This is a genomic window from Acinetobacter sp. IK31, assembly GCF_035615195.1.
GTDB classification, from domain to species: Bacteria; Pseudomonadota; Gammaproteobacteria; order Pseudomonadales; family Moraxellaceae; genus Acinetobacter; species Acinetobacter calcoaceticus_C.
In genome coordinates, this window is record NZ_JANBOB010000032.1 from 62,513 (window position 1) to 86,381 (window position 23,869).

25 protein-coding genes are annotated in these 23,869 nt (G+C 38.8%); 11 read left to right on the forward strand and 14 right to left on the reverse strand.

What is annotated here, in order from left to right; all coding sequences use genetic code 11:
• Positions 1–160: 160 nt before the first annotated feature.
• The 3 genes from rlmH to MSG66_RS15900 all read left to right on the forward strand — a co-directional run bounded on the left by rlmH (position 161) and on the right by MSG66_RS15900 (position 2,808).
• Positions 161–640 (forward strand): 23S rRNA (pseudouridine(1915)-N(3))-methyltransferase RlmH, encoded by a 480-nt coding sequence (gene rlmH / locus MSG66_RS15890; RefSeq protein ID WP_003652981.1) that lies wholly within the window; start codon positions 161–163, stop codon positions 638–640.
• 112 nt (positions 641–752) lie between these two features.
• Complete coding sequence (locus tag MSG66_RS15895; protein WP_042898249.1) at positions 753–1,529, forward strand: dioxygenase; 777 nt, start codon at positions 753–755, stop codon at positions 1,527–1,529.
• 169 nt (positions 1,530–1,698) lie between these two features.
• The gene (locus MSG66_RS15900) at positions 1,699–2,808 is read left to right on the forward strand and encodes an META and DUF4377 domain-containing protein (protein ID WP_324654587.1); all 1,110 of its coding nucleotides are present in this window, start codon (positions 1,699–1,701) and stop codon (positions 2,806–2,808) included.
• A gap of 54 nt (positions 2,809–2,862) precedes the next feature.
• Here MSG66_RS15900 and gdhA read toward each other — a convergent pair whose 3' ends face one another.
• On the reverse strand, positions 2,863–4,266 hold the full coding sequence (gene gdhA / locus MSG66_RS15905; RefSeq protein ID WP_262472868.1) for an NADP-specific glutamate dehydrogenase: 1,404 nt from the start codon (positions 4,264–4,266) through the stop codon (positions 2,863–2,865).
• 272 nt (positions 4,267–4,538) lie between these two features.
• Between gdhA and MSG66_RS15910 the strand changes: the two genes are divergently transcribed.
• Together MSG66_RS15910 and nth are read left to right on the forward strand one after the other, a co-directional pair.
• A complete protein-coding gene (locus tag MSG66_RS15910; protein WP_324654588.1) occupies positions 4,539–5,330 on the forward strand; it encodes an RnfABCDGE type electron transport complex subunit B in 792 nt (263 codons plus the stop codon).
• Positions 5,331–6,020: an endonuclease III gene (gene nth, locus MSG66_RS15915; RefSeq protein WP_262472866.1), complete on the forward strand. Its 690-nt coding sequence runs from the start codon at positions 5,331–5,333 to the stop codon at positions 6,018–6,020. It abuts the gene before it with no gap.
• A gap of 37 nt (positions 6,021–6,057) precedes the next feature.
• Here the strand turns inward: nth and MSG66_RS18730 are convergent, their stop codons facing one another.
• From MSG66_RS18730 to MSG66_RS15935, 4 genes are all read right to left on the reverse strand, one after another.
• Positions 6,058–6,195, reverse strand: a complete 138-nt coding sequence (locus MSG66_RS18730; RefSeq protein WP_162234628.1) for a hypothetical protein — start codon at positions 6,193–6,195, stop codon at positions 6,058–6,060.
• Positions 6,196–6,267: 72 nt separating this feature from the next.
• On the reverse strand, positions 6,268–6,921 hold the full coding sequence (gene adk / locus MSG66_RS15925; RefSeq protein ID WP_016138896.1) for an adenylate kinase: 654 nt from the start codon (positions 6,919–6,921) through the stop codon (positions 6,268–6,270).
• Positions 6,922–7,007: 86 nt separating this feature from the next.
• Positions 7,008–8,321 carry a hypothetical protein gene (locus MSG66_RS15930; protein WP_324654589.1) on the reverse strand — a complete coding sequence of 438 codons (1,314 nt, stop codon included), beginning with the start codon at positions 8,319–8,321 and terminating at the stop codon, positions 7,008–7,010.
• Between the two features lie 61 nt (positions 8,322–8,382).
• Positions 8,383–8,901: a hypothetical protein gene (locus MSG66_RS15935; RefSeq protein WP_005042185.1), complete on the reverse strand. Its 519-nt coding sequence runs from the start codon at positions 8,899–8,901 to the stop codon at positions 8,383–8,385.
• Between the two features lie 235 nt (positions 8,902–9,136).
• Between MSG66_RS15935 and mrdA the strand changes: the two genes are divergently transcribed.
• Positions 9,137–11,137 (forward strand): penicillin-binding protein 2, encoded by a 2,001-nt coding sequence (mrdA, locus tag MSG66_RS15940; RefSeq protein WP_324654590.1) that lies wholly within the window; start codon positions 9,137–9,139, stop codon positions 11,135–11,137.
• Positions 11,137–11,688: a 16S rRNA (guanine(966)-N(2))-methyltransferase RsmD gene (gene rsmD, locus MSG66_RS15945; RefSeq protein WP_042898243.1), complete on the forward strand. Its 552-nt coding sequence runs from the start codon at positions 11,137–11,139 to the stop codon at positions 11,686–11,688. Before mrdA ends, rsmD begins: the two co-directional genes overlap by 1 nt.
• Positions 11,689–11,728: 40 nt before the next feature.
• Here the strand turns inward: rsmD and MSG66_RS15950 are convergent, their stop codons facing one another.
• The 8 genes from MSG66_RS15950 to MSG66_RS15985 form a co-directional block, all read right to left on the reverse strand.
• Complete coding sequence (locus tag MSG66_RS15950) at positions 11,729–12,298, reverse strand: HupE/UreJ family protein (protein WP_202742781.1); 570 nt, start codon at positions 12,296–12,298, stop codon at positions 11,729–11,731.
• Positions 12,299–12,307: 9 nt separating this feature from the next.
• The gene (gene ureG / locus MSG66_RS15955; protein WP_133974813.1) at positions 12,308–12,922 is read right to left on the reverse strand and encodes an urease accessory protein UreG; all 615 of its coding nucleotides are present in this window, start codon (positions 12,920–12,922) and stop codon (positions 12,308–12,310) included.
• Positions 12,923–12,948: 26 nt separating this feature from the next.
• Positions 12,949–13,614: an urease accessory protein UreF gene (locus tag MSG66_RS15960; RefSeq protein ID WP_324654591.1), complete on the reverse strand. Its 666-nt coding sequence runs from the start codon at positions 13,612–13,614 to the stop codon at positions 12,949–12,951.
• The gene (ureE, locus tag MSG66_RS15965) at positions 13,601–14,083 is read right to left on the reverse strand and encodes an urease accessory protein UreE (protein WP_042898240.1); all 483 of its coding nucleotides are present in this window, start codon (positions 14,081–14,083) and stop codon (positions 13,601–13,603) included. The genes MSG66_RS15960 and ureE overlap by 14 nt, the downstream gene beginning before the upstream one ends.
• 78 nt (positions 14,084–14,161) lie before the next feature.
• Positions 14,162–15,862, reverse strand: a complete 1,701-nt coding sequence (gene ureC / locus MSG66_RS15970; protein ID WP_324654593.1) for an urease subunit alpha — start codon at positions 15,860–15,862, stop codon at positions 14,162–14,164.
• Between the two features lie 37 nt (positions 15,863–15,899).
• On the reverse strand, positions 15,900–16,208 hold the full coding sequence (locus tag MSG66_RS15975; RefSeq protein WP_324654594.1) for an urease subunit beta: 309 nt from the start codon (positions 16,206–16,208) through the stop codon (positions 15,900–15,902).
• Between the two features lie 19 nt (positions 16,209–16,227).
• The gene (gene ureA / locus MSG66_RS15980; RefSeq protein WP_042898237.1) at positions 16,228–16,530 is read right to left on the reverse strand and encodes an urease subunit gamma; all 303 of its coding nucleotides are present in this window, start codon (positions 16,528–16,530) and stop codon (positions 16,228–16,230) included.
• 100 nt (positions 16,531–16,630) lie between these two features.
• Positions 16,631–17,506: an urease accessory protein UreD gene (locus MSG66_RS15985; RefSeq protein WP_324654595.1), complete on the reverse strand. Its 876-nt coding sequence runs from the start codon at positions 17,504–17,506 to the stop codon at positions 16,631–16,633.
• 201 nt (positions 17,507–17,707) lie between these two features.
• Here MSG66_RS15985 and MSG66_RS15990 point away from each other — a divergent pair, with 201 nt between their 5' ends.
• Entirely contained in the window at positions 17,708–18,031 is a 324-nt protein-coding gene (locus MSG66_RS15990) for a hypothetical protein (protein ID WP_075431296.1), read from the forward strand.
• 186 nt (positions 18,032–18,217) lie between these two features.
• Entirely contained in the window at positions 18,218–18,688 is a 471-nt protein-coding gene (locus MSG66_RS15995) for a copper resistance protein NlpE (RefSeq protein ID WP_324654596.1), read from the forward strand.
• A gap of 58 nt (positions 18,689–18,746) precedes the next feature.
• Here MSG66_RS15995 and MSG66_RS16000 read toward each other — a convergent pair whose 3' ends face one another.
• The gene (locus tag MSG66_RS16000; RefSeq protein WP_133974825.1) at positions 18,747–20,351 is read right to left on the reverse strand and encodes an isocitrate lyase; all 1,605 of its coding nucleotides are present in this window, start codon (positions 20,349–20,351) and stop codon (positions 18,747–18,749) included.
• 588 nt (positions 20,352–20,939) lie between these two features.
• On the opposite strand from MSG66_RS16000, the gene MSG66_RS16005 reads away from it, so the two are divergent.
• Both MSG66_RS16005 and MSG66_RS16010 read left to right on the forward strand, forming a co-directional pair.
• On the forward strand, positions 20,940–21,929 hold the full coding sequence (locus tag MSG66_RS16005; protein WP_133974827.1) for a LysR family transcriptional regulator: 990 nt from the start codon (positions 20,940–20,942) through the stop codon (positions 21,927–21,929).
• Between the two features lie 110 nt (positions 21,930–22,039).
• A complete protein-coding gene (locus MSG66_RS16010; RefSeq protein ID WP_003653027.1) occupies positions 22,040–23,365 on the forward strand; it encodes a hemolysin family protein in 1,326 nt (441 codons plus the stop codon).
• Positions 23,366–23,869: the final 504 nt, after the last annotated feature.

Consider the following 23,869-nt stretch of genomic DNA (forward strand, 5'->3'; position numbering starts at 1 on the left):
CTTGTTTTTATTCTCTATGATCATCTGAACTCCAGACAGATGATCATTTGATCGCAGTCCAACATCGTTTTTTGGACTGCGTTTTTTATGCCTATTTACTACCACGAACTTACCTTTTCCTCAGGTATAATGCCCAAGCTGTTTTGAATGAATAGATAATATGAAAATTCGTATTCTGACCATTGGTCAAAAAATGCCTGCTTGGGTTCTCACTGGTTTTGAAGATTATTTCAAACGCATCCAACCTTTTGTGCAAACTCAAGTCATTGAACTTCCTATGGCCAAACGTGGTAAGAATGATTCAGAAGCAGATATTTTAAAATATTGCCAAATTGAAGGCGAAAGTATTCTAAATGCGTTAAAACCGAATGAAACTTTAATTGCCCTAGAAGTTGGTGGTCGAGAACTTAGTACAGAAAAGCTGGCTGACACCATGAAACAATGGATGCTTGAAGGCAATGATGTAGTACTCGCGATTGGTGGCCCAGATGGTTTGTCGGATCAAGTACGCAAAGCTGCTGCATGGCATTGGTCACTCTCAAAACTAACCATGCCTCACCCTTTGGTACGTGTATTATTAATTGAGCAACTCTATCGAGCGATGACTATTAATCATAATCACCCCTATCATCGTGCATAAAAACAACAACCGTTTCATTTTAGGAACAAACCGTTGAAATCAGAATACTTTTAACATGTCCTGATTTTGGCATAATGACTATTATTCTGCTTTTCAACTCAGGTGTAATGCAATGGAACTACAAACCCTTCCTGGACTGTTTATTTCACATGGTTCACCCATGCTTGCACTTGACCCAGAACAAGTAGGGCCTGCTCTACACCGTTTAGGTACAAATCTTCCCACACCAAAGGCAATCATTGTGATGTCTGCACATTGGGAGAGTAAAGCACTTGAAGTGTGTATTTCGACTCGTCCTGAAACATGGCATGACTTCCGCGGTTTTCCTAAAGAGCTATACGAAATTCGCTACAGCGCACCGGGGCAGCCAGAGCTCGCCGAAGAAATCTTAAAATTACTGGCAGATGCTCATTTTGTTGCACATGCGAATAGCACCCGTCCTCGTGACCATGGCGTATGGATGCCTCTATTACATATGTATCCTGACGCAGATATTCCTGTGGTCGAAATTTCTTTGCCAACAAATTTAAGCGCACAAGAAATTTATCGTATAGGACAGACTCTCGCGCCTTTACGCGACAAACAAATTTTACTCATTGGTTCAGGCAGTATTACCCATAATCTTGCAGAGTTATCTTGGCAAGGAGACAACTCTAAAGTTCCTGAATGGGCTTCAACTTTTAGAAATGCTATTGTTAATAAACTTACACATCAAGATTATGATGGCGTACTCGAATGGCAGTCATTGCCTTATATAAAACGTAATCACCCAACCCTTGAACATTTTGCACCTTTGTTTTTTGCTATGGGTACAGGTAATCGCTTTACGATTGTTCACAGCAGCTTCACAATGGGCTCACTAGGCATGGATATCTATCGTTTTGATTAATTATTAGCAAATACCCCTTTTTTCGAGGTATACCATTATTTTTGTTGAAAATTAGAATAACTTACAAACTTATACATTTTAAAAACCGAAACAATCAAATGTTTACATTTTCTTTTTTTAAGAATGTTTTAAGCTTACTGCTGTTGTTTTTTTACTTGAAGTTTTTTAAATGAAAATTAAATATTTAATTCTTGCGTTATTACCTTTTTCTTTGATGGCGTGTCAAACTGTTACAAATACTCCTGCTCCAATTGTATCTGAGCAACAACAAAACCTTGCAACCACTTTAGGTGAATATGCTTGGACTTATCAAAATGTAAAAGCTTCTAAACCACTTGTAGTTAATTTTAATGCAGACGGCCAACTAAATATTAATACAGGTTGTAACGGTCAGGGTGGTACTTGGAAGGTTGAAGGTAACCAACTTGTTACCTCTAGTCTTGTTTCCACCATGATGGCTTGCCAAGATGACTTGATGAAGCAAGAGCAACTCTCTACTAGCCTCTTTAGTGAAGCAAAATTACCAATCGAAATTAGCAACAATAATGGTCAGGTGATTTTAAGCGTGACAGATAAAACTGGTCAAAAGCACATTTTCCAAGGTCAAAAAGCAGTTAATACTCAAGCTTTAACAGATTATTCTTGGTCTTATCAGCCTGAAAATACAAAAAAACCAATCGTTCTTAACTTTACCAATGACCGTTTATCTATCGCAACAGGTTGTAACCGCCAAGGAACAACTTGGAAAGTTGAAAATAATACGATTGTAACGGCTGACGTAATGTCAACTATGATGGCGTGTGAACCTGCTTTAATGAAACAGGAACAATTCTCTAGCAGCCTCTTCCAAAAACGTGCGATTCCATTTGAACTCAATACAACAAATGTTGATCAACCAACATTAACTGTTGTTGATGCGCAAGGTCAAAAATATACTTTCACAGGTAAAATGACACCTGAAGCAAAATATCAATCTGAAGGGAAAACTGTTTTCCTAGAAGTTGCTCCACAAACTAAATCATGTACTGGTGTAGCACCACAAACATGTATGCAAGTTCGTGAAATTAAATATGATGACAAAGGTGTTAAAACTTACGCTGACAAAAACTGGTCATTATATTATGGTCAAATTGAAGGTTTTGAACATAATCCAGACCAACGCGTAATTTTACGTGTAAAACGTTTTGAAGTGAAAAACCCAGCAGCAGACCAATCTAGCCTAGCAGATGTGTTGGATATGGTTGTAGAGCAAGAGTTAGTTAAAAAACCTAAAAAATAAGTTTTTAGACTAAAAAAATCCGATGCTTATGCATCGGATTTTTTATTTCTATTCTTAGAAAATACCTTGAGCAAGCATTGCATCAGCTACTTTTACAAAGCCTGCAATATTGGCACCATCAACATAGTTAACTGTACCGTCTTCTTTGGTACCGTATCTTACGCAATTGGCATGAATGTCTTTCATAATTGCATGTAGACGCTCATCGACCTCAGCATGTGTCCAGCTTAAACGAATTGCATTTTGAGACATTTCTAAACCAGACGTTGCTACACCACCCGCATTTGATGCTTTTCCTGGTGCATACAAAATTTTAGCTTCAATAAAGTGTTCAACAGCTTCAAGTGTAGATGGCATATTAGCACCTTCAGCGACACAAATTACGCCATTTGCAATAAGCGTTTTAGCATCTTCACCTGTTAATTCATTTTGCGTAGCACATGGTAAAGCAATATCAACAGGAATATGCCAAGGCGTTTTTCCTTCAAAATATTCAAAACCATGTTTAGAAGCAAACTCAGAAATACGGCCACGTTTAATGTTTTTAAGATTCATGACTTCAGTAAGCAATTCATCTGTAAAACCATTTTTTACATAAACTGTTCCGTTAGAGTCAGACAAAGTAACAACTTTTGCCCCTAAGAACATAGCCTTCTCTGCCGCATATTGCGCAACATTACCCGAACCAGAAACAGAGACTGTTTTGCCAACGAAAGACTGCCCACGTGCTTTTAGCATTTCTTCTGCAAAATAAACCGTACCATAGCCAGTTGCTTCTGGGCGCATTAAGCTACCACCAAATGAAATTCCCTTACCAGTAAAGACACAAGCGGTGTCATTACTTAGCTTTTTCATCATGCCTGCCATGTAACCGACTTCACGCGCACCGACGCCAATATCCCCTGCTGGAATATCAGTATTCGGTCCTAAATGACGGTATAGCTCAATCATTAATGCCTGACAGAATCGCATAATTTCAGCATCAGATTTACCTTTAGGATCGAAATCTGAACCACCTTTCCCCCCACCCATTGGTAAGGTTGTAAGTGAGTTTTTAAAAGTCTGCTCAAAACCTAAAAACTTTAAAATTGATAGATTGACCGATGGATGGAAACGCATTCCACCTTTGAATGGACCAATTGCTGAATTGTATTGAACACGGAAAGCTCTGTTAACTTGAGTCTGACCTTGATCATTCATCCATGAAACACGAAATTGAATAACTCGCTCTGGTTCAACAAGACGCTCTAACAATCCCTGCTCTGCATACTCTGGATTTTTTTCAATAAATGGCCACAAACTCGTCATAACTTCTTCGACAGCTTGCAAAAATTCAGGTTGATGCGGATCACGCGCTTGCACGTAATTCAGGAATTCATTCAGATTGTTGTATTTCAATGCACGGTCCTCAGCATAGTCATGAATTAAATTGGTGCAATACATTATTAAATGCATCATTTAGCAGCAAAATATTAAATCTCTTTCCATCAATTTTAACAATAGTTATTTTAAATTATTTTATTTAGCTTAATTATCAAAAACTTATTCTTAGGAAAACTACTCAAAGATAAGAAATAGTAATTTAACTCTTCACTTTTATTGATCTATTATTGTGCGATATTGGCTACATTTTAGGTCAATTAAAAACCCGATAAATTCGTTAAAATCCATTGACCTTACTTAGGTTTTTCTTCATTATCGCATCGTTTTAACCAACCTATTTGCCCACTATGAATTCATCTATTTCTCTCATACGCGAGATTGATGCGTTATTACCACAAACACAATGTGGTCTATGTGGACATCGTGATGGATGTCTACCCTACGCAAAGTCGATTGCTGAAGGTGAAGAAGCAAATAAATGTGTTCCAGGTGGTCAACCTGTTGCTGATGCACTCGCAAATCTACTCAATCGTCCTCTATTAACCGCTGAAACTAGCGTATGGCCTGTACAAACGGATGGTCGTCCACAGCGAATGAAAGCGATTATTCGTGAGGATGAATGTATTGGCTGCACCAAATGTATTAGTGCTTGCCCTGTAGATGCTATTATTGGCAGTGGTAAGCTCATGCATACTATCTTGGCCGACTTATGTACGGGTTGTGAGTTATGTATTCCACCTTGTCCAGTAGATTGCATTGATCTGGTTGAAGATACACAAGCCTTACCCAATGAACAACAGCGTGCCGCAGAACAAAATGATTTAAGGCAACGCTACTACTCACATATTCAACGTGAAGAAAAGCGTCGCAGTCACCGTAAAGGGCCTGTGGTACGTGCTGAAATTGACACTCAACTGTTTGCGCAGTTTTCTCAGGCACTTGATGAACTACCTTCTATTGAGCTCATCGAAAAACCTAAAGAAGCTGTGTTAACTGATGCAAAAACTACAATTGAGTTAGCCAAAATCCGCACCCAAATTAAGAAACTGGAAAAACAGCTCGGTGTGCGTGAAGATGCTAAAAAGCGTCTTCAACTCGAAGAACTACAACAGCAGCTTATGCAACTACAGGAGGTCTGAATGGCTGTCAAAAATATGACGAAAAAGCAGATTCAAATTTTCTTTGAACGCCTTCGCGAACAACGGCCGTCTCCTCAAACCGAGTTAAAATACTCATCCTCTTTTGAGTTACTCATTGCAGTTATGTTGTCAGCTCAAGCCACCGACGTAAGTGTGAATAAGGCAACTGATAAACTCTACCCAGTGGCGAACACGGCTGAGAAAATCTATAACTTGGGCGTAGATGGCTTAAAGGAATATATTAAAACAATTGGTCTTTATAACGCTAAAGCCGAAAATGTCATTAAGACCTGTAAGATTTTAATGGAGCAATTTAACGGTGAAGTTCCAAGCAACAGAAAAGACTTAGAGGCCTTGCCAGGTGTGGGGCGTAAAACCGCAAATGTTGTTTTAAATACAGCTTTCGGACAACCTACCATGGCCGTCGATACGCATATTTTTCGAGTTGGAAATCGAACTGGCTTAGCCGTAGGTAAAAATGTACTTGAAGTTGAGCACCGTTTAATTAAGGTCATTCCTAAAGAATTTATTTTAGATTCACATCACTGGCTCATATTACACGGCCGTTATTGTTGTATAGCTCGTAAACCTAAATGTTCTGAATGTGTGGTTGCTGATGTTTGTAACTGGCCTGACCGTTTTGAATTTGGCGCGCAAAAACAAATTGCTATTAAAAATATTGAAACTTAAAAATATGGTTGGGTATGTTACCTATACCCAATCAATCTTACTTTAGACGCTTTTTCTGATTACGCTCTTCTTTTGCTTGTTTTTGTACCTGCCTAAGCATTTTATAGCTCTGATAACCCAAAAATATGACGAGTGCCAGACTTAGCAATACCACCAAAATCAATATGATTTTCATATTGTTCTCCTGCACTAAATGAAAGAAAAGAGCCCTCATAATGAGAGCTCCTTGTCACAAATAATATTTTAATTATTTGTCTAAAATGTTAAATAAATCTTTTTGCACATCTTCAATTGTACGTAAGCCATCAAGCTTGTCATAAGTCGGCGCATTCTCACCAGATGCAGCACGACTTTGATAGAAACCAACCAATTGTTCAGTCTCTGTATGATAAGACGCTAAACGTTTACGAATCGTTTCTTCTTGATCATCTGGACGTTGAACAAGGTCTTCACCAGTTTCATCATCTTTACCTTCCACTTTAGGTGGATTGTAAACTGTATGGTAAACACGGCCAGAAGCTGGATGCTGACGACGACCAGAAAGGCGTTGTACGATTTCTTCATCAGGAACATCAATTTCAATCACGTGATCAATGCTAATCCCTTCTTTTTCCAAAGCTTCAGCTTGTGGAATAGTACGTGGGAAACCATCGAAAATGCAGCCATTTGCACAGTCAGGTTGAGCAATACGTTCTTTTACTAAACCGATAATAAGTTCATCTGAAACCAAACCACCAGATTCCATTACACTTTTAGCTTTTAGACCTAATTCAGTACCTTCACGAATTGCAGCACGGAGCATATCACCGGTTGAAATTTGTGGGACATTGTAGCGCTTACAGATCAACTGAGCCTGAGTCCCTTTGCCTGCCCCAGGTGGTCCGAGTAAGATAATGCGCATAAAAAACATCCTCATTTAAAACAATGAATGTGAAGCCTGGCAGAAAAAGTCTCGTTAATCTTCAATAGATTCTGCCCGACGTCGAATTATAAGAAAGCCACAAACAAATGTATTGTACCAGCAATAAATCCGGTTACCCCACCTAATACAATAAGAATCCACTCATCCTCCTGAAATGCAGGACGCAATAAATTCTGAAACTCTTTTGGTGTCAGTTCGCGAATACGCTCTTTAAACATTTGAAAAATCTTCTGTGCCCGGCTTGCGTTTAGTGCAGGGTCACATACGGGTCCCATCGTAATTTCAATTGAACGATCAATCAAGTCCGTCTTTAATCTTGCGTACTCTCTAGGTCCTAAAGAAAGCTGTAAAGATGTACGAACTAACGGTGTTTCCATAATTTCGTTAATATGACGCTTCACAATGCGGCGGGTTTTATCTTTACGTGGCCCGTACATCATTTCGGTCATAATCGACTTTAACGTAATCAAATCTTCTGTTACTACGCTTGAAAACACATCAGAAACTTCTTCTTGACGCTTCATAAAAGCACCTTGGACATTATAAGTGCCAATTCGAAGAACGGGTACAATCCAAGGGAACTTACGATCTTTTGTTAATCTAAAAAACTGTGGGTAACGAATATAATGTGGCTCAAGAGGGTTAAACACCATCCAGATTGCAATCCAGTTCGTTAAAAACCCCCAAATCGCAGCCCAAAACGGGACTGTCCAGTGCCAAGGTACGACAAACCAGACAATCATTTGGAAAATACCAAAGAACATTCCAATTAAAGCACTTATATGCCAAATAAAGTTGATTTCTTTCTGCCCAACTTTTAAGAACATACGTACCATCAAACGGCGATCACCTTCCATCTGAGTCACGACCATTTCACGCATATTAACCAGTGACTCGACGTTCATGGTCAGCTCAGTCACTAATTCTCTTAATACACCTGGTAATTGTTTATGCGCCTGAGCATAAATACGGCGTTTAATTGAATAAGGTAAGTTTTCCCAAAGCACAGCATTACGATCAATCATGACTTCATCAATCAGATGCTCAAGTTCAAACCCAACCTGCTCACCAATAATGCGTGCCATATCTTCAGGATCCATTGCTTCTAAAAATTCACGCAATGAACCTAATTTAGATAAAGTATTGTCGGTAATAATGCCCGAGATACGCCCGGCTTTACGTGGCACAATGCCTTGCCAACCGACTGGTAATGGACCTAAGTGGAAACCCCAAAATTTGATTGGGTAGAACACCATTTTTAAAGCCATCCATACGTGTGCCCATGTGACAAAGGCAGTAACTGGAATAATACTTAAAACGGCCCAAAAATCAGGTCTGTGTAAAAAGGTCTGCCACAATCCACTGACGTACTCTAACATGTAAGACTCTCGTATTTATTTGTGCTCTGCTTATGGCGAGTTAACGATAAACTGCTTTGTTTTATAAACCAAAACTTAGAGAATAAGAAAATTGAATTTGTGGTTTAGTATCTGCGGCAACATTCCCATTTTGGTCAGTCAACTTTTCCGCTGCACCAATACCCACACTAAAAGTACTAATTCTTTCTGAATTCAACAATACATAGGCTAAATCGACACCAGCGCCTAAACGGGATTTATAATCTCCATCGACCTCTTTACTATCGAGATGCCCAGCATAAAAACCGATATAGTAACCATTTTTATCTGTGCCGGTAAGATAATAAGGGTATCGAAACCCAACTTGGCCACCAGCAGTTTTATCACCATTCAAAAAAGCGCCAACTTTTGCATAGGCAATACCATAAGGGTTTACCCATTCGCCGTTTAGATGTAATAGTTTTTGTGTAAACCCTGCGCCCACATTCCACGTAGATGCTGTGTGTCCTGCTAATTTTGCTTCTGGAAGAAACGAATAGTCTTGAGCATGAGCCCAACTACTTACCGTCAAAACTGCAAGTAAGGGATAAATTTTTCTCATTATTTTCTCCATTTTCCCTAATCGTATTGTGAGAACAACCCTATTCTATTGAATGAGAGACTTTAACAGAATTATTTTGCTTCTTATATACAAGTATCTACAATTTTATTGTCTGCAAAGTCAAAACGTATCTTATTAAAAGGCAATGAAACTTTGAAAATTATGCAATATTTTAAGCTCTCTTGCGTTAGAATAAGCAGCTATTTTTCTACCCTATGTCATTAAGTCGATCCTTATGAAGCAGCACTTTCCTTTAAAAGATATCCAGCAAGAAAAGCGCATTTATCGAGGACGAATCTTTTTTGCCATAGGTCTGGTTATCATTTGCTTATTAGTGTTGATTAGCCGATACGCTTATTTGCAAATTTTTCACTACGACGAATTCTCTACCGCATCTGACAAAAACCGAATTCGTTTGCAGCCACTTCCACCTGCTCGTGGTTATATCTATGACCGAAATGGTGTATTACTTGCAGATAATTATCCTGTTTTTACAGCAACTTTAAGTAAAACAGATGTAGAAGATGCCGACCATGTTGTTGAGCAGCTACAGCCTATTTTAGATCTAACACAAGAAGATATTGATCGTTTTAAAAGTCGTATAAAAACTGCTCGAAAAACTGAACGTGTCGCAATTAAACTTAATCTAACCGAAGCCAATATTGCCAAGTTCAGTGAAGCTAAATATAAATTTCCCGGCGTAAGAATCGAAACACAAATGACCCGTTATTATCCGCATGGTGAGTTATTTGCTCATGTGATTGGTTATGTAGGGCGTATTAATGATAAAGAATTAAAAAGTATTGATAAAGATTTATATGCTGGAACCAACCTGATTGGAAAGATTGGTGTTGAAAAAAGCTATGAAGATTTGCTACACGGAACACCGGGTTATGAGTCTGTTGAAGCAGATGCCCACAGTAATATATTGCGCCATTTAGGCCGTAAAGACCCCACTCGCGGGAATGACCTCTATTTATCTTTAGATTATGGTTTACAAGCGGTTGCGTCTCAACAGCTCGCAGGTCGTCGTGGTGCTATTGTCGCCATCGACCCTCGTACTGGCGAAATTCTGGCTTTAGTATCTAGTCCAAGTTTCAACCCTAATTTATTTGTGACTGGTATTAACCATAAAGATTATAGTTCTTTACGTGATAGTTTAGATCAACCACTTTATAACCGTGCTGTACAAGGTGCATATCCACCCGGTTCTACCATTAAACCAATGGAAGCCATGGGCGGTTTACACTACGGTATTGTAAACTGGTCAACAGCAATTTCTGACCCGGGTTACTTCCATTTACCCGGTGATTCTCATAAATTCCGCGACTGGAAAAAATCTGGTCATGGCATCGTAAACATGCATAAAGCCATCATTATGTCATGTGATACCTATTTTTATATTCTTGCCCACCAAATGGGTATTGATCAAATGAACCAATGGATGCGTCAATTTGGGTTCGGCCAAAAAACAGGTGTTGATTTACCAAGTGAAAGTGAAGGTCTTTATCCAAATCCTGAATGGAAAATGCGTACTCGCAAAGCCAAATGGATGAAAGGTGAGACTATTTCTGTAAGTATTGGTCAAGGTGCGTTTACAGCTACCCCCTTACAACTTGCTATGGCGACTGCAATTACAGCCAACCATGGTTCTCATGTCACTCCTCACGTTTTACGTTCAACTCATGGTGCAAAACCATTTACCGTTCGTAATGCGCCTGATGGCAAAATCAATTTCAACGGAACGGATGAAGACTGGATTCAAATGCGCGATGCCATGGTTGATGTAATTCAATCAGGTACTGGCCGAGGCATTCGTACACCTCTCTATCAAATTGCAGGAAAGACAGGAACTGCGCAGGTTAAAAGTATTGCACAGGGTAAACGTTACAATGAATCAGCCCTAAGCGAACGCCAACTTGACCATGGTTTATTCGTTGGCTTTGCACCAGCCGACAAACCAGAAATTGCGATTGCGGTGATTTGGGAAAATGGTCGTCATGGGGGTTCTGCTGCCCAACTAGCAAAACCTATTTTTGATTATTGGTTATTAACTCGTAAGAAAAACCCGATTCGACCAGCAAATCATCAAGTTAATGGTGGATTGATGACCGCAGGAATTAAGCCAGGTGAACTCTCAAACGGCGGTGAAAGCTCTAGTCCAGCACCAGCCACCTCAGCATCAACACCACAAGCTACACCAGCTCGCTCTGCAACGAATGAGGTTGAGGATTAATGAAAAATCAATTACGCATTATTGGTGGCGAATGGAAAAGAAGAGTACTTCCATTTGCCAGCATTGATGGTTTACGCCCAACGCCGGACCGTGTACGCGAGACTCTATTTAACTGGCTCATGTGGGATATTCAAAATACCCAAGTTCTTGATGTCTGCACAGGTTCAGGTGCTTTAGCTTTTGAAGCTCTGTCACGTGGTGCCGCTTCTGTTTATATGATTGAACCTGATAAAACTCAAGCACGTTTTTTAAAAGATAATATTCAATTATTAAAAGCTCAGAACTGTCATTTAATCAATGCAACTGCACAACAAGCTTTACCCCGCTTAAAAGAGCAATTTGATGTTGTCTTTTTAGATCCACCTTATAGTCTTAATTTATGGCAAGAGCTTGCCGAATTAGCAGACCCTCTCATTAAAACCAATGGTTATATTTATGTTGAAGCTGACCGTGATTTGTCCCAACTTCAACTTCCTACTACTTGGCAACAAGTCAAAACAACCAAAGCCGGTACAGTTCACTCAGGTCTTTATCAGAAAGTAGCTAAATAAAAAGGTAGCCTAAAGCTACCTTTTACCTATGAAGTTATAACTAACTCAATCCAATAACAGCAACAATTGCCGCACAAGCACCTACAATTTTTTTGCCATAGGGCACATATCGTGTAAGCACAGCACCCAATGCTAGTCCACCACAGTAAATTAAAGCCATAGCTGTGACCATACCTGCAACCAAAGCAATAATATGCCCTGCATGCGATAATTCGACGCCATGAGCCATACCATGAAAACTTGCAAGCAAAGCAGCGGCGATAGGTAAAACACGATTTGATTTTGTCCATAGCGCAATTGCTGTCACAACTAAAGAAGCAACAATCCCATATTCAGCAACATTTGCAGGTACTAAACCTTGAGCACCGATTAAAAAGCCTACAATTAGGGTAACACTCAAAGTAATGATACCCGCAATTTTCCATTGTTTAGCTGCTGACCAGAGTAAAACGCCAAAAGCTAAGGCCATGACTAAATGATCTAAACCAGTAAATGGATGAATAAAGCCTGCCATAAAACCCGAATGTGCATGGTCATGCCCCGGGTGTGCCATTGCAAGTGTAGGTAACAATGCAAGGAGCCCTATGCCCCATTTTTTAATGAAGTCCATAATCTCTCCTTAAGCTTTAAACAGCCCTTGTTTCTCAATAAATTGAATGATTTCTTCAAGACCATCTTGTGTTTTCATATTTGAAAATAAGAATGGCTTTTCCCCACGCATGCGTTTCGCATCTTGATCCATAACATCAAGGTTTGCACCGACCATTGGTGCAAGGTCAGTTTTATTAATAATCAGTAAATCTGACTTGGTAATGCCTGGCCCACCTTTACGAGGGATTTTTTCTCCACCCGCTACATCAATTACATATAGCGTTAAATCAGAAAGTTCCGGACTAAATGTAGCAGCCAAATTATCACCACCACTTTCAATAATAATGAGCTCTAAACCTTCAAACTTTTCACATAAATCATCAATTGCAGCCAAATTAATTGAAGCATCTTCACGAATTGCAGTATGTGGGCAACCACCTGTTTCGACACCAACGATACGATCTGGTGACATGGCTTCATGACGAGTTAAAAAATTGGAATCTTCTTTGGTATAAATATCATTCGTCACTACAGCCATATTGTATTTATTACGCAAAGCAAGGCATAAATTGAGCGTAAGTGCAGTTTTACCCGAACCTACCGGACCACCAATTCCGACCCTTAATGGACTACGTTCTGTCATGATTTTTATCCTTTTATTTCCTAAAATTAAGATCTGAATAACCGTGAATATTGTGTTTCATGTTGCATACTCAGCATGGCGTAACGAGGTAAAGCGCTGCTCAATTGCTCATCTTTAAGTTTTAAGGCTTTCTCTATTGCTTGTGGTACCAAACCATGTAAATGCCATAAAATTCTTTGTCCAGCCATTTGCCCTAAAGGTACGGTTTTTACCGCAGCCAAAACCTGATTTTCTAGAACAGTAAAAGTGTAGGCTGTAAGCACATCAGCGTCTTTAAGCTCAAGTCGACCACAGAGCTGTGCATAGACAGGCACAAAACCAAACTGCTTTTTAACCTCAACCGTTTTTTTTAAAACATCTCTAATCCACGCATTTAAAGAAAATGCCAACTGCTGAGACTCTGCCAAAAGCTCTTTACTTTCTCGGCTTGCTCTATATAAATTTGCCCAAACCAAAAATTGATCTTGATCATCATGATGCTGCATGAGACGTTTCAGTACTGGCAGTTCAAACCGCACTAACAGCATTTCAAGCACTTCTTCGAAATAAGCAATTGCCGACGTTTCATCGTGTATTAAGCCAATATCAATGGCTGTTTCTACACCTTGTGAATAACAATATGCTCCAACTGGCAATGCCGTAGAAGACAGTGTCAGCAATTGAAGTAATTGCGCTGCGTTATGAATGGACATGGTGCAAAGCTTTGATTGGGCTTAAGCGGTGGTCATGGCTATGCTGCGCATAAGCACCACTTTCAGGTTCAAATGGATGATCAGTTTCTGAAACTGTAAGCCCTAGCCCTTCTACCATTTCTGCAAGAACATGATCAGGTTCAAAATATAAAGCAGTAGGCGTCAGCATTAATGGCACATGTCTGTTACCGAGGTGATAGGCTGCTTTAAGCAAATCAAAATCGTTTGCAGCAATCACTTGCATTAAACGTTCAGGTTTAGCATCAACACGTAATATGTCGCCATCATTCGTCGCAATATATGAGCCACTTCGCAAAATGCCTGTACGCGGTAAATCAGCGCCCACATCTATGCCATTGGCTAAAGTCGCTCGAAACCGTGATTTTTGACGTGTATCAAAAGTGAGTTCAACCGTTTCAAATGTCTGATCAGGAGAAATGTGTTCAAGACGTTGGGTATAAATTTTCATGTAGTTTCTCTCTCCTTTATTTATTTTTTGCATTGCCATCTACATATAAGCGGATGGGAAATATCTTCATAAAATTAACTAAAACAAAAAATAACGCTGAGCCATTGGTAACACTTCAGCTGGTTCACAGGTTAATAGCTCTCCGTCTGCCCTCACTTCATAGGTTTCAGGATGAACCTGCATGACTGGACAATAAGTATTGTGTTTCATATCAGCTTTCGTAATTGCACGCGTATTTTTACAAGGGCTAATCAACTTTTTCAGATTTAGCTTTTCAGCAACTTTTTCATCAATCGCAGCTTGAGATAAAAAGGTAATACAGGTGTTATGCACACCACGCGGATAAGCGCCAAACATTGGACGGTAATGCACTGGTTGAGGTGTCGGAATTGAAGCATTAATATCACCCATCGGTGCTGCTGCAATCATGCCGCCTTTAATAATCATGGATGGTTTCACCCCAAAAAAGGCTGGCTTCCACAACACTAAATCAGCTAGTTTTCCGACTTCAATCGAGCCAATTTCATGACTTAAACCGTGTGTAATTGCAGGGTTAATTGTATATTTGGCAATGTAGCGTTTAACGCGATTGTTATCATGAAACTCGTTATCGCCCTCTAAAGGACCACGTTGAATTTTCATTTTATGAGCAGTTTGCCAAGTACGTAAAATCACTTCCCCCACGCGACCCATCGCCTGAGAATCAGAGGACATCATCGCAATTGCGCCTAAATCTTGCAGAATATCTTCAGCTGCAATCGTTTCACGGCGAATACGACTTTCTGCAAAAGCGATATCTTCAGCAATTGCTGGGTCTAAATGGTGGCATACCATCAGCATATCTAAATGCTCATCAATGGTATTAATCGTATAAGGTCGTGTTGGATTGGTCGAAGACGGTAAAACATTACTTTGCCCAATCGCTTTTAAAATGTCTGGTGCGTGCCCACCACCTGCACCTTCGGTATGGTAGGTATGAATCGTACGATTTTTAAATGCAGCTAAAGTTTCTTCTAAAAAACCGCTTTCATTTAAAGTATCAGTATGAATCGCCACCTGCACATCAAACTCATCCGCCACGCTTAAGCAGTTATCAATGGCTGCTGGTGTTGAACCCCAGTCTTCATGGAGTTTTAAACCAATCACCCCAGCATTGATTTGTTCACGAATTGGATCTGGCAAGCTCAAATTACCTTTACCTAGCAGACCAATATTCATTGGCAAATCGTCAATGGCCTGCAACATGGTAGCAATGTGCCAAGGTCCCGGAGTCACAGTAGTTGCAGACGTTCCTGCTGCTGGTCCGGTACCACCTCCAACCATTGTCGTTGTACCTGACATAAGTGCAGTTTCAACTTGTTGAGGACAAATCCAGTGAATGTGGGTATCAATACCACCAGCCGTTAAAATCTGCCCCTCACCCGCAATAACTTCTGTTGCAGCCCCTAAAGGAATCGTAATGTCTGGTTGAATATCAGGGTTTCCAGCTTTTCCTATTTTCCAAATGCGACCATTTTTTAAGCCCACATCAGCTTTAACAATTCCCCACCAATCCACAATTAAAGCATTAGTAATGACAGTGTCAGCGACTTGATCGGCCAAAAGTTGTGACTGCCCCATCCCATCACGGATGACTTTTCCGCCACCAAATTTAACTTCTTCACCATAAGTAGTTAAGTCTTTTTCAACTTCAATAAAGAGCTCTGTATCAGCCAAGCGAATACGATCACCCACTGTTGGACCAAACATCTCAGCATATGCACGACGTGACATTTTCATAACTTAATACTCATCTCTTTCATTATCGTTGTTATGTCTAATCCAACTTACCCATGACTCGGCCTGCAAAGCCATATACTTCTCGCTTACCCGCTAAAGCAACAAGTTCAATTTCACGACTTTGTCCCGGTTCAAAACGTATCGCTGTGCCTGCAGCAATATTTAACCGAAAGCCTTTCGCTGTTTCACGATCAAACTGTAGTGCATCATTTGCTTCATAGAAGTGAAAATGTGAACCCACCTGAATAGGCCTGTCACCAATATTCGCGACCACCACTTTTAAGATTTCTCGTCCAACATTGAGCTCAATATCTGTATCTGGAGTAATGATTTCGCCCGGAATCATATACCTCTCCTTTTTATATTTATAAAATCGGTTGATGAACAGTGACTAACTTAGAACCATCAGGAAAGGTTGCTTCGACCTGTACTTCTGCAATCATTTCAGATACTCCGTCCATGACATCTTCGCGCTTTAATAAAGTTGTACCGTAATGCATTAAGTCACTGACCGTCATACCGTCTCGCGCACCTTCAAGTAAAGCTGCTGAAATAAAAGCAATAGCTTCCGGATAATTCAGTTTTAAACCCCGAGCTTTACGGCGCTCAGCAACGAGTCCTGCTGTAAAAATGAGTAACTTATCTTTTTCTGTTGGATTGAGTTCCATATCTCTTTCCTAAATAGCATTTATATTCTTTAAGCAAAATACGTGCTCAAAAATAGCTTACTTGTTTTAAATGTTTTTTAAATACACAATTTAACGTAACTTAGGTTTTCCAAATTCTTGGAAATTCCTCTTCCAAATCAAACCAGTAACGTCTTAATCTTGCTCGTATAGCTGCAAATGCGTCATGACAATTTCGGACATCATTTCCCAAAAAACGAGCAGAAACCACATCATCCAATAATGTTAATGTGACAGGTGCTTGCATGCGCATCATCAATTCTCGAATGAGTTCTAGCTGTTGTTCTAAATAAAATGATGAACGATATTTTTCGGGAGCAACTGCCCAAAAGCTTCCCATTACTGCTTGATTGTTCATACCTAAACATGAACTAAGCCAACGGTCTTCTCCGTCAAAACACAATGTATCTGCAACCAACAATTTTTGTTCTCGCCACAATTTAAACTGGTTGTGATAACTGCCCTGAACAAAGCGCTCAGCACGCGCCTGCCGCCCAAGTACCAACATATCCCATCCAATAAAACTTGCAGCATGATCAAGATGAATATGAGTTTCTGAATGCGCTAAAGCCCCATCAAACAGCATCGTTTCTTGTGGAACCCACTCTAAAATAGACTGATCTTTCACATGCAAATGAATATGCTGAAAAGCTTGCTTCCCATTGGTTTTGTACCATTTCCCCGCTCCGGGAGTAGTCACTACCGCATGGGCTTGATCTTTGGTTTCAATTTCAAAAGTAAGATGATCTCCTCCTGCAATTCCTGCGGGTGGATGAACAATAATGGCATGACATACACCTGTTCTTTCAGGCCAGAGCATTTTTTGCACCCTAACAGGGCCATGATGTTTTCGATGACTCATTATGGTGCGTGAATTTTCAAAACAAAAACCGAGCTCGAGTTGTGCATACCAAAATGGTGCTGAAGAGTTTTTTGGAAACGGTTGTGCCTGATTCATTCTGGTTCATATGTTCAAAATAAGTGCTTAAACTTATAAGCAAAATACGCACCAAATATAAAAATAAGCCGACTGATAAAATTAGATACAATTTTTCGATTTTAATGAGCTAAAAAATCATCAATGTCTAACATAAAAGCACAGTAACTTATGGAATTGTTTATACAATAGCGCCCATCGTTGCTTCCATACTTGCTCTCCATGAAACTTTTTTTCGTGTTAACCCCACTTGTCTTTTTAACTGGGTGTATTTTTGGCCAATCTAGTGAAGTCAAACGTGCAGAAAAGCTCCTGCACAATTTCGAATGTAAAAATGTTGAGACGAGTCAACTTGCAACAAGCTCGATTAATTCTTATTACCAGCAATCTTTAGCGGTAAGCAAAGAAAAAGCAACTTCATACGTAGAGAGCTATAAGAATGGTGAAGAATTATTCGATATGCCACTGGATGAAGTTCTAAAACAACAATACCAACTTTATAAAGCAGCGTGCGATTCCTTAGGTGGAGTTTCTTCGCAACCGTAATTCATAAGGTATTCATTAAATCATTTTAGTGAATACCTCCTTCTTATTTTCGTTTTAATAATTATTCAAAATTTACTCACTTTACCTTTTGTTAAAATTAAATTACATACTTAAACTTTTATTAAGCTCTCATATTTCATAGCCTATTTACTGATTTTTTATTTATTTTCCGAGGTTTAGATCATCATGAAAAAAACATTATTATCAGTTGCACTTGTAAGTACCCTTCTTGTTGCTTGTAGCAAAAATGAAAATAAAGCCGACACGACAACACAAGCCTCTGCTCCGGCACAAACTACTGAAGCCACCAACAATGCAGTAGATACCGCACATACAGCTGAAAATTCACTAGATTGGGATGGTACATATAAAGGTACTCTTCCATGCGCAGACTGTGAAGGCATCAAAACTGAATTAGAACTGAAAGATGATAAAACCTACGAGCTAACCGAAACCTACATTGGTAAAGGTGACACAAACCCGTTTGAAACCCATGGTACATTTACTTTTGACAAAGATAATACTTCTGTCATTACCTTGGATGATAAAGGGCAAAACCGTAAATTCTTTATTGGTGAAAATACCGCAACTGCTTTAGATATGGAAGGTAAAAAAGTTGAAGGTTCTTTAGCTGAGCACTATGTATTGAAAAAATAATTTTTTTAATGATAAAAAAACCCGCTCATCTGAGCGGGTTTTCTTTTGAAATCAATTCTTAGTGTGCTGCGAATTGGTTCATTGTGTTTTTAGCATCATCATGTGCTTTAAGTGCGTTGTCACCAGAGAAGATTTCTTTATGATCATCACCGATATCAGAACCCGCCATTGCTTGGTGTTTCACACAAGCGATGCCACCACGGATTTCTTTACGTTGTACGCCAGCAACATAAGCCAACATACCTTCAGAACCGAAGTAACCTTGTGCAAGCTCATGTGTAGAAAGAGCAGCAGTGTGGTAAGTCGGAAGTGTAATCAAGTGATGGAACACACCCGCTTCACGAGAAGCATCTGCTTGGAATGTACGAATCTTGTCATCAGCATCAGCAGCTAATTCAGTAGCATCATACTCAGCGCTCATTAATTTAGCACGATCGTAATTCGATACATCTTTACCTTCAGCAACCCAACGGTCATAAGCTTGTTGACGGAAGTTTAAAGTCCAGTTAAATGATGGGCTGTTGTTGTAAACAAGCTTCGCATTTGGAACAACTTCTTTAACACGGTTAACCATGTGAGCGATTTCTTCTACGTTTGGAGTCGCAGTTTCGATCCAAAGAAGGTCAGCACCATTTTGAAGACTAGATACACAGTCAAGTACAACACGGTCAATTTGAGTGTCAGCACGGAACTGATATAAACCAGAAGGTAAACGCTTAGGACGGTGTAATTTACCATCACGTTTGATCAAGATTTCGTCTTCTTGAGCATCAGCAATATCAATTTCAACAGTGTCTAAGAAACCGATGTATTGAGAAGCAATGTCACCTGGCTCTTTAACCACTGGGATTTTTTGAGTCAAGTCAGCGCCTTCAGAGTCAGTACGCGCAACGATAACACCGTCATCAAGACCCATTTCTAAGAATGCATAACGTAATGCATGGATTTTAGAGATGAAATCTTCATGTGGAACAGTTACTTTACCAGCTTGGTGACCACATTGTTTAGCATCAGATACTTGGTTTTCGATTTGAAGCGCACATGCACCAGCTTCAATCATTTTACGAGCAAGTAAGTAAGTCGCTTCTTCGTTACCGAAACCAGCATCGATGTCAGCAATAATTGGCACAATGTGAGTTTGGAAACCGTCGATTTGAGCAGTGATTTCAGCAGCTTTAGCAGTATCACCAGCTTCGTTTGCTTTTTTAAGCGCACGGAATAAATCGTTTAATTCTTTTGCGTCAGCTTGACGTAAGAAAGTATAGATTTCTTCGATTAATGCAGGTACTGAAGTTTTTTCGTGCATAGATTGGTCAGGAAGTGGACCAAACTCTGAACGAAGAGCAGCAACCATCCAACCAGAAAGGTAGATATAGCGACGCTCAGTAGTACCGAAGTATTTTTTGTTCGCAATCATTTTTTGTTGTGCGATAAAACCGTGCCAGCAACCTAATGATTGAGTGTATTTGCTAGAGTCAGCATCATAAGCAGCCATATCACGACGCATAATCGCAGCTGTATATTTAGCAATGTCTAAACCAGTTTTGAATTGGTTTTGCATTTGCATACGTGCAGCATCTTCTGGGCTAATATCGCGCCAAGTGCTACCGAATTTTGCTTTTAGTTCGCGGATTGCATCAATCGCTGTTTGATATGTAGTCATGATATTGTCCTGTATTCATTTTAGGATTTCATCGATTAAAGCCTAGAGTCATGTACTTAAATTTCTTATGACACCAGCTGCTTCTTCATGAACACAGCTTAGACTTAGCCAATCAATTAATCCAATATCCTTTATTAATCTTCAGTATTTATTTAAAAAATGTACCGATAAATCGATATTATAGATAAAACAAAAAACCTTAATACTTTGTTTATAAAAATAAAATTATTCTAAAGGAGTATAGAGTTTTATTCTAAAAACTTAGTAAGTCTTATTTTTATACAATTTATGAAGTTTTTTCCACCCATTTTTAACCTTAAAAGTCAATTGTAAATTAGGCTATTTTTGCCAATGTAAAAAATCAATTTCCATGCTAGAAAGTAATAAGTTATATATAAATATATTCTATTTGTCACCTTCATACTTAAAAATGTAGCAAAGATAATAAAATCGAGCCTTTGAAGTACTTTTTACACCTACTTAATTCCTACAAAAAATGTCGTTTTTCTCATCATTTTTTCACACAATAGTTATTAGATATGGCATAATTTGAAACAATTTCAGGGTTTTATTTTCGGTATTTTTTTTATGAATCTGGAGCGAGTAGATCTTAATCTATTAATATATCTTGATGTACTTCTTCGTGAAAAAAATGTTACACGCGCAGCCGAACAACTTGGGGTAACTCAGCCTGCCATGAGTAATATTTTACGTCGCTTACGTAATTTATTTAATGACCCTCTTCTTATCCGTTCTTCTGAAGGGATGACTCCAACAGAACGTGCTCTTGAATTACAACCTCGTATTCGTGATGCGCTTGCTGATCTCTCCATGATTTTGGAACCCCGTACCGAATTCCGCCCTTATACAAGTAATCGTGTTTTCCGCATTATGACATCGGACTATGCCGAGGCAACTTTAGTTCCTCGTCTTGTTAAAGCGCTCCGCTCTGAAGCTCCAAACGTTGTTCTTGATTTTCTTACACCAAGTGATGTGTCTTATAGAGACATGGAACAAGGTAAAGTTGATCTCGCAATTAATAGATTTAATGAAATACCGCAAAGTTTCCATCAGGTTTTAGTTTGGCGTGATAGTTTCAGTTGTATTCTTAACGACAAACACCCTGCTGTAACTCATTTAAATTTAAAAAGCTATTTAGATGCACAACATATCTGGGTTTCTAAAACAGGTATGGGTGTCGGTTTTGGCGTAAACCCTGATAAACAAGGTGGTTTAGGCTGGATTGATCAGGCATTAGAACGTATTGGTCAACGTCGTAAAATTTCTGTATTTACTCGTCACTACCAAATGCCAGCGCTACTTGCTCAAAACGTAGACCTTATTGCCACATTACCAACACGAATGGCACGCCTACAAACACAGAATCCCAAACTACTTATAAAGGATCCTCCTTTTTATATTCCAGAGTTCGAACTCAAAATGGCTTGGTGTCCATTGTTACATCATCACCCTGCTCATCGCTGGCTGCGCCAACTTATCTTATTTGTTGCTCGTCAAATGATTGAAGAGGAAAACCGTGAATTTCTAACCAATAATTCACAGTTTTCTCACTATTAAATAAATTTTAATTTAATTGTCGATTTCAGGCGCTGAGCAATCAATCTGATTACCTCAGCGCTTTTTTATGTTAAAACATAGTCATAATAATGATGAATCTCAGGTGATTTGTGAGTCTCTTTCAAAATATCATTATCATCGTACTGCTCATTATCGGAGCGGGCTTTTTATCTTTAACTGAAATTGCACTCGCTGGTGCCAGAAAAGTTAAGCTAAAAATTCTAGCCGAAGCGGGTGAAGAACGCGCTCAACAAGTACTAGATTTACAAGAACAATCTGCTGACTTTTTTGCAGCCTCTCAAATTGGCCTAAATGCAGTTGCGATTTTAGGCGGTATTTTGGGTGAAGCTGCTTTTCGTCCTTATTTCGTGACTTTAGTTGACCGTTTCTACGCAGGTCCCTGGACACAAACGATTGGTTTTGCCCTATCCTTTACTTTAGTGACATCACTCTTTATTTTATTTGCCGATCTTATGCCAAAACGTTTGGCTATGATTGCACCCGAAAAAATTGCAATTAGTGTTATTAACCCAATTCAGGTTTTTATTAAGGTTTGTAAACCTTTAGCTTGGGGAATTAACGCAATTGCCAATCTGTTATTCCGTTTATTTAAAGTGAATACAACGCGAGAAGACAACATTACTTTTGATGATATTTCAGCAGTAATGGATGCAGGTGCGCAGGCAGGTGTACTTCAAAAACAAGAACATCACTTTATCGAAAATGTTTTTGAATTAGAAGAACGCAACGTACCTTCCAGCATGACAACACGTGAAAATGTTGTTTATTTCACTTTAAATGAACATGAAGATAGCATTCGCCAAAAATTAGCAGAGTACCCTTATTCAAAATTTTTGGTATGTAATGAAAATATCGATCAGGTCATCGGTTACGTCGACGCCAAAGACTTTCTTGTTCGCATTTTAAACAATCAATCTCCAACGCAATTGAATGAAACAACCATTCGTACTGTCTTGATGATTCCTGACACCTTAACCCTCTCGGAATTACTTGATCGTTTTCGCTCTACCAAAGAAAAGTTTGCGGTTGTTATAAATGAATATGCGCTTGTCGTGGGGGTTATTACCTTAAGCGATATTATGATTACGGTTATGGGCGATTGGGTAACCCCAATTGAAGAAGATCAACAAATCATTAAACGCGATAATAACTCGTGGTTAATTGATGGCAGCACACCAATTGATGACCTAAGACACGCACTTGAAATTGATGAAATGCCTGATGAAGAAAATTATGAAACATTAGCAGGCTTCATGATGTACCGTCTACGCAAAATTCCACGTCCAGCAGATTTTGTGGAATTCGGTGGATACAAGTTTGAAGTAGTCGATGTCGATAATTTTAAAATTGACCAACTCCTTGTAACTCGAATTTTAGAACAAAGTGAAGTACATTCATCAATTGATGAAAACTAATTTATATTAATTTAAATACCTCACAATTTTATGTGGGGTATTTTTCAACCTAAATAAATTTTTCAAATATATATAATAATTATTTTAGATTCATAAATTCAATTTGCTCTTTTAATCTAAAAATAATATTATTTAAATTATCAATTATATTAAATCTTAAATACTGAAAAATAATAGAATAGTCTATATATCTTAATTAACATAAAGCGATTAGATCCCCATTTACATTATCATCAAACTTTTGTAACCTAGCCCAAAGTCAGTCTTTAAATGGTTCTTCTTCTCATTTCACCCATCAAAACATGTATAACTAAAAAAAATATCATATAATTTTTATTTTTATAAAGCCTTTATAATCTATTATTATGAATTACATTTATTATATGCTTACTATAATCCAAATATATATGTTCAGTATTTCTTCAAAATATACCTTTCCAACTGAATATATATTAACCAAATAAACTAAATATATTATTTGTCTTTTTGATAAAAATTAATAAG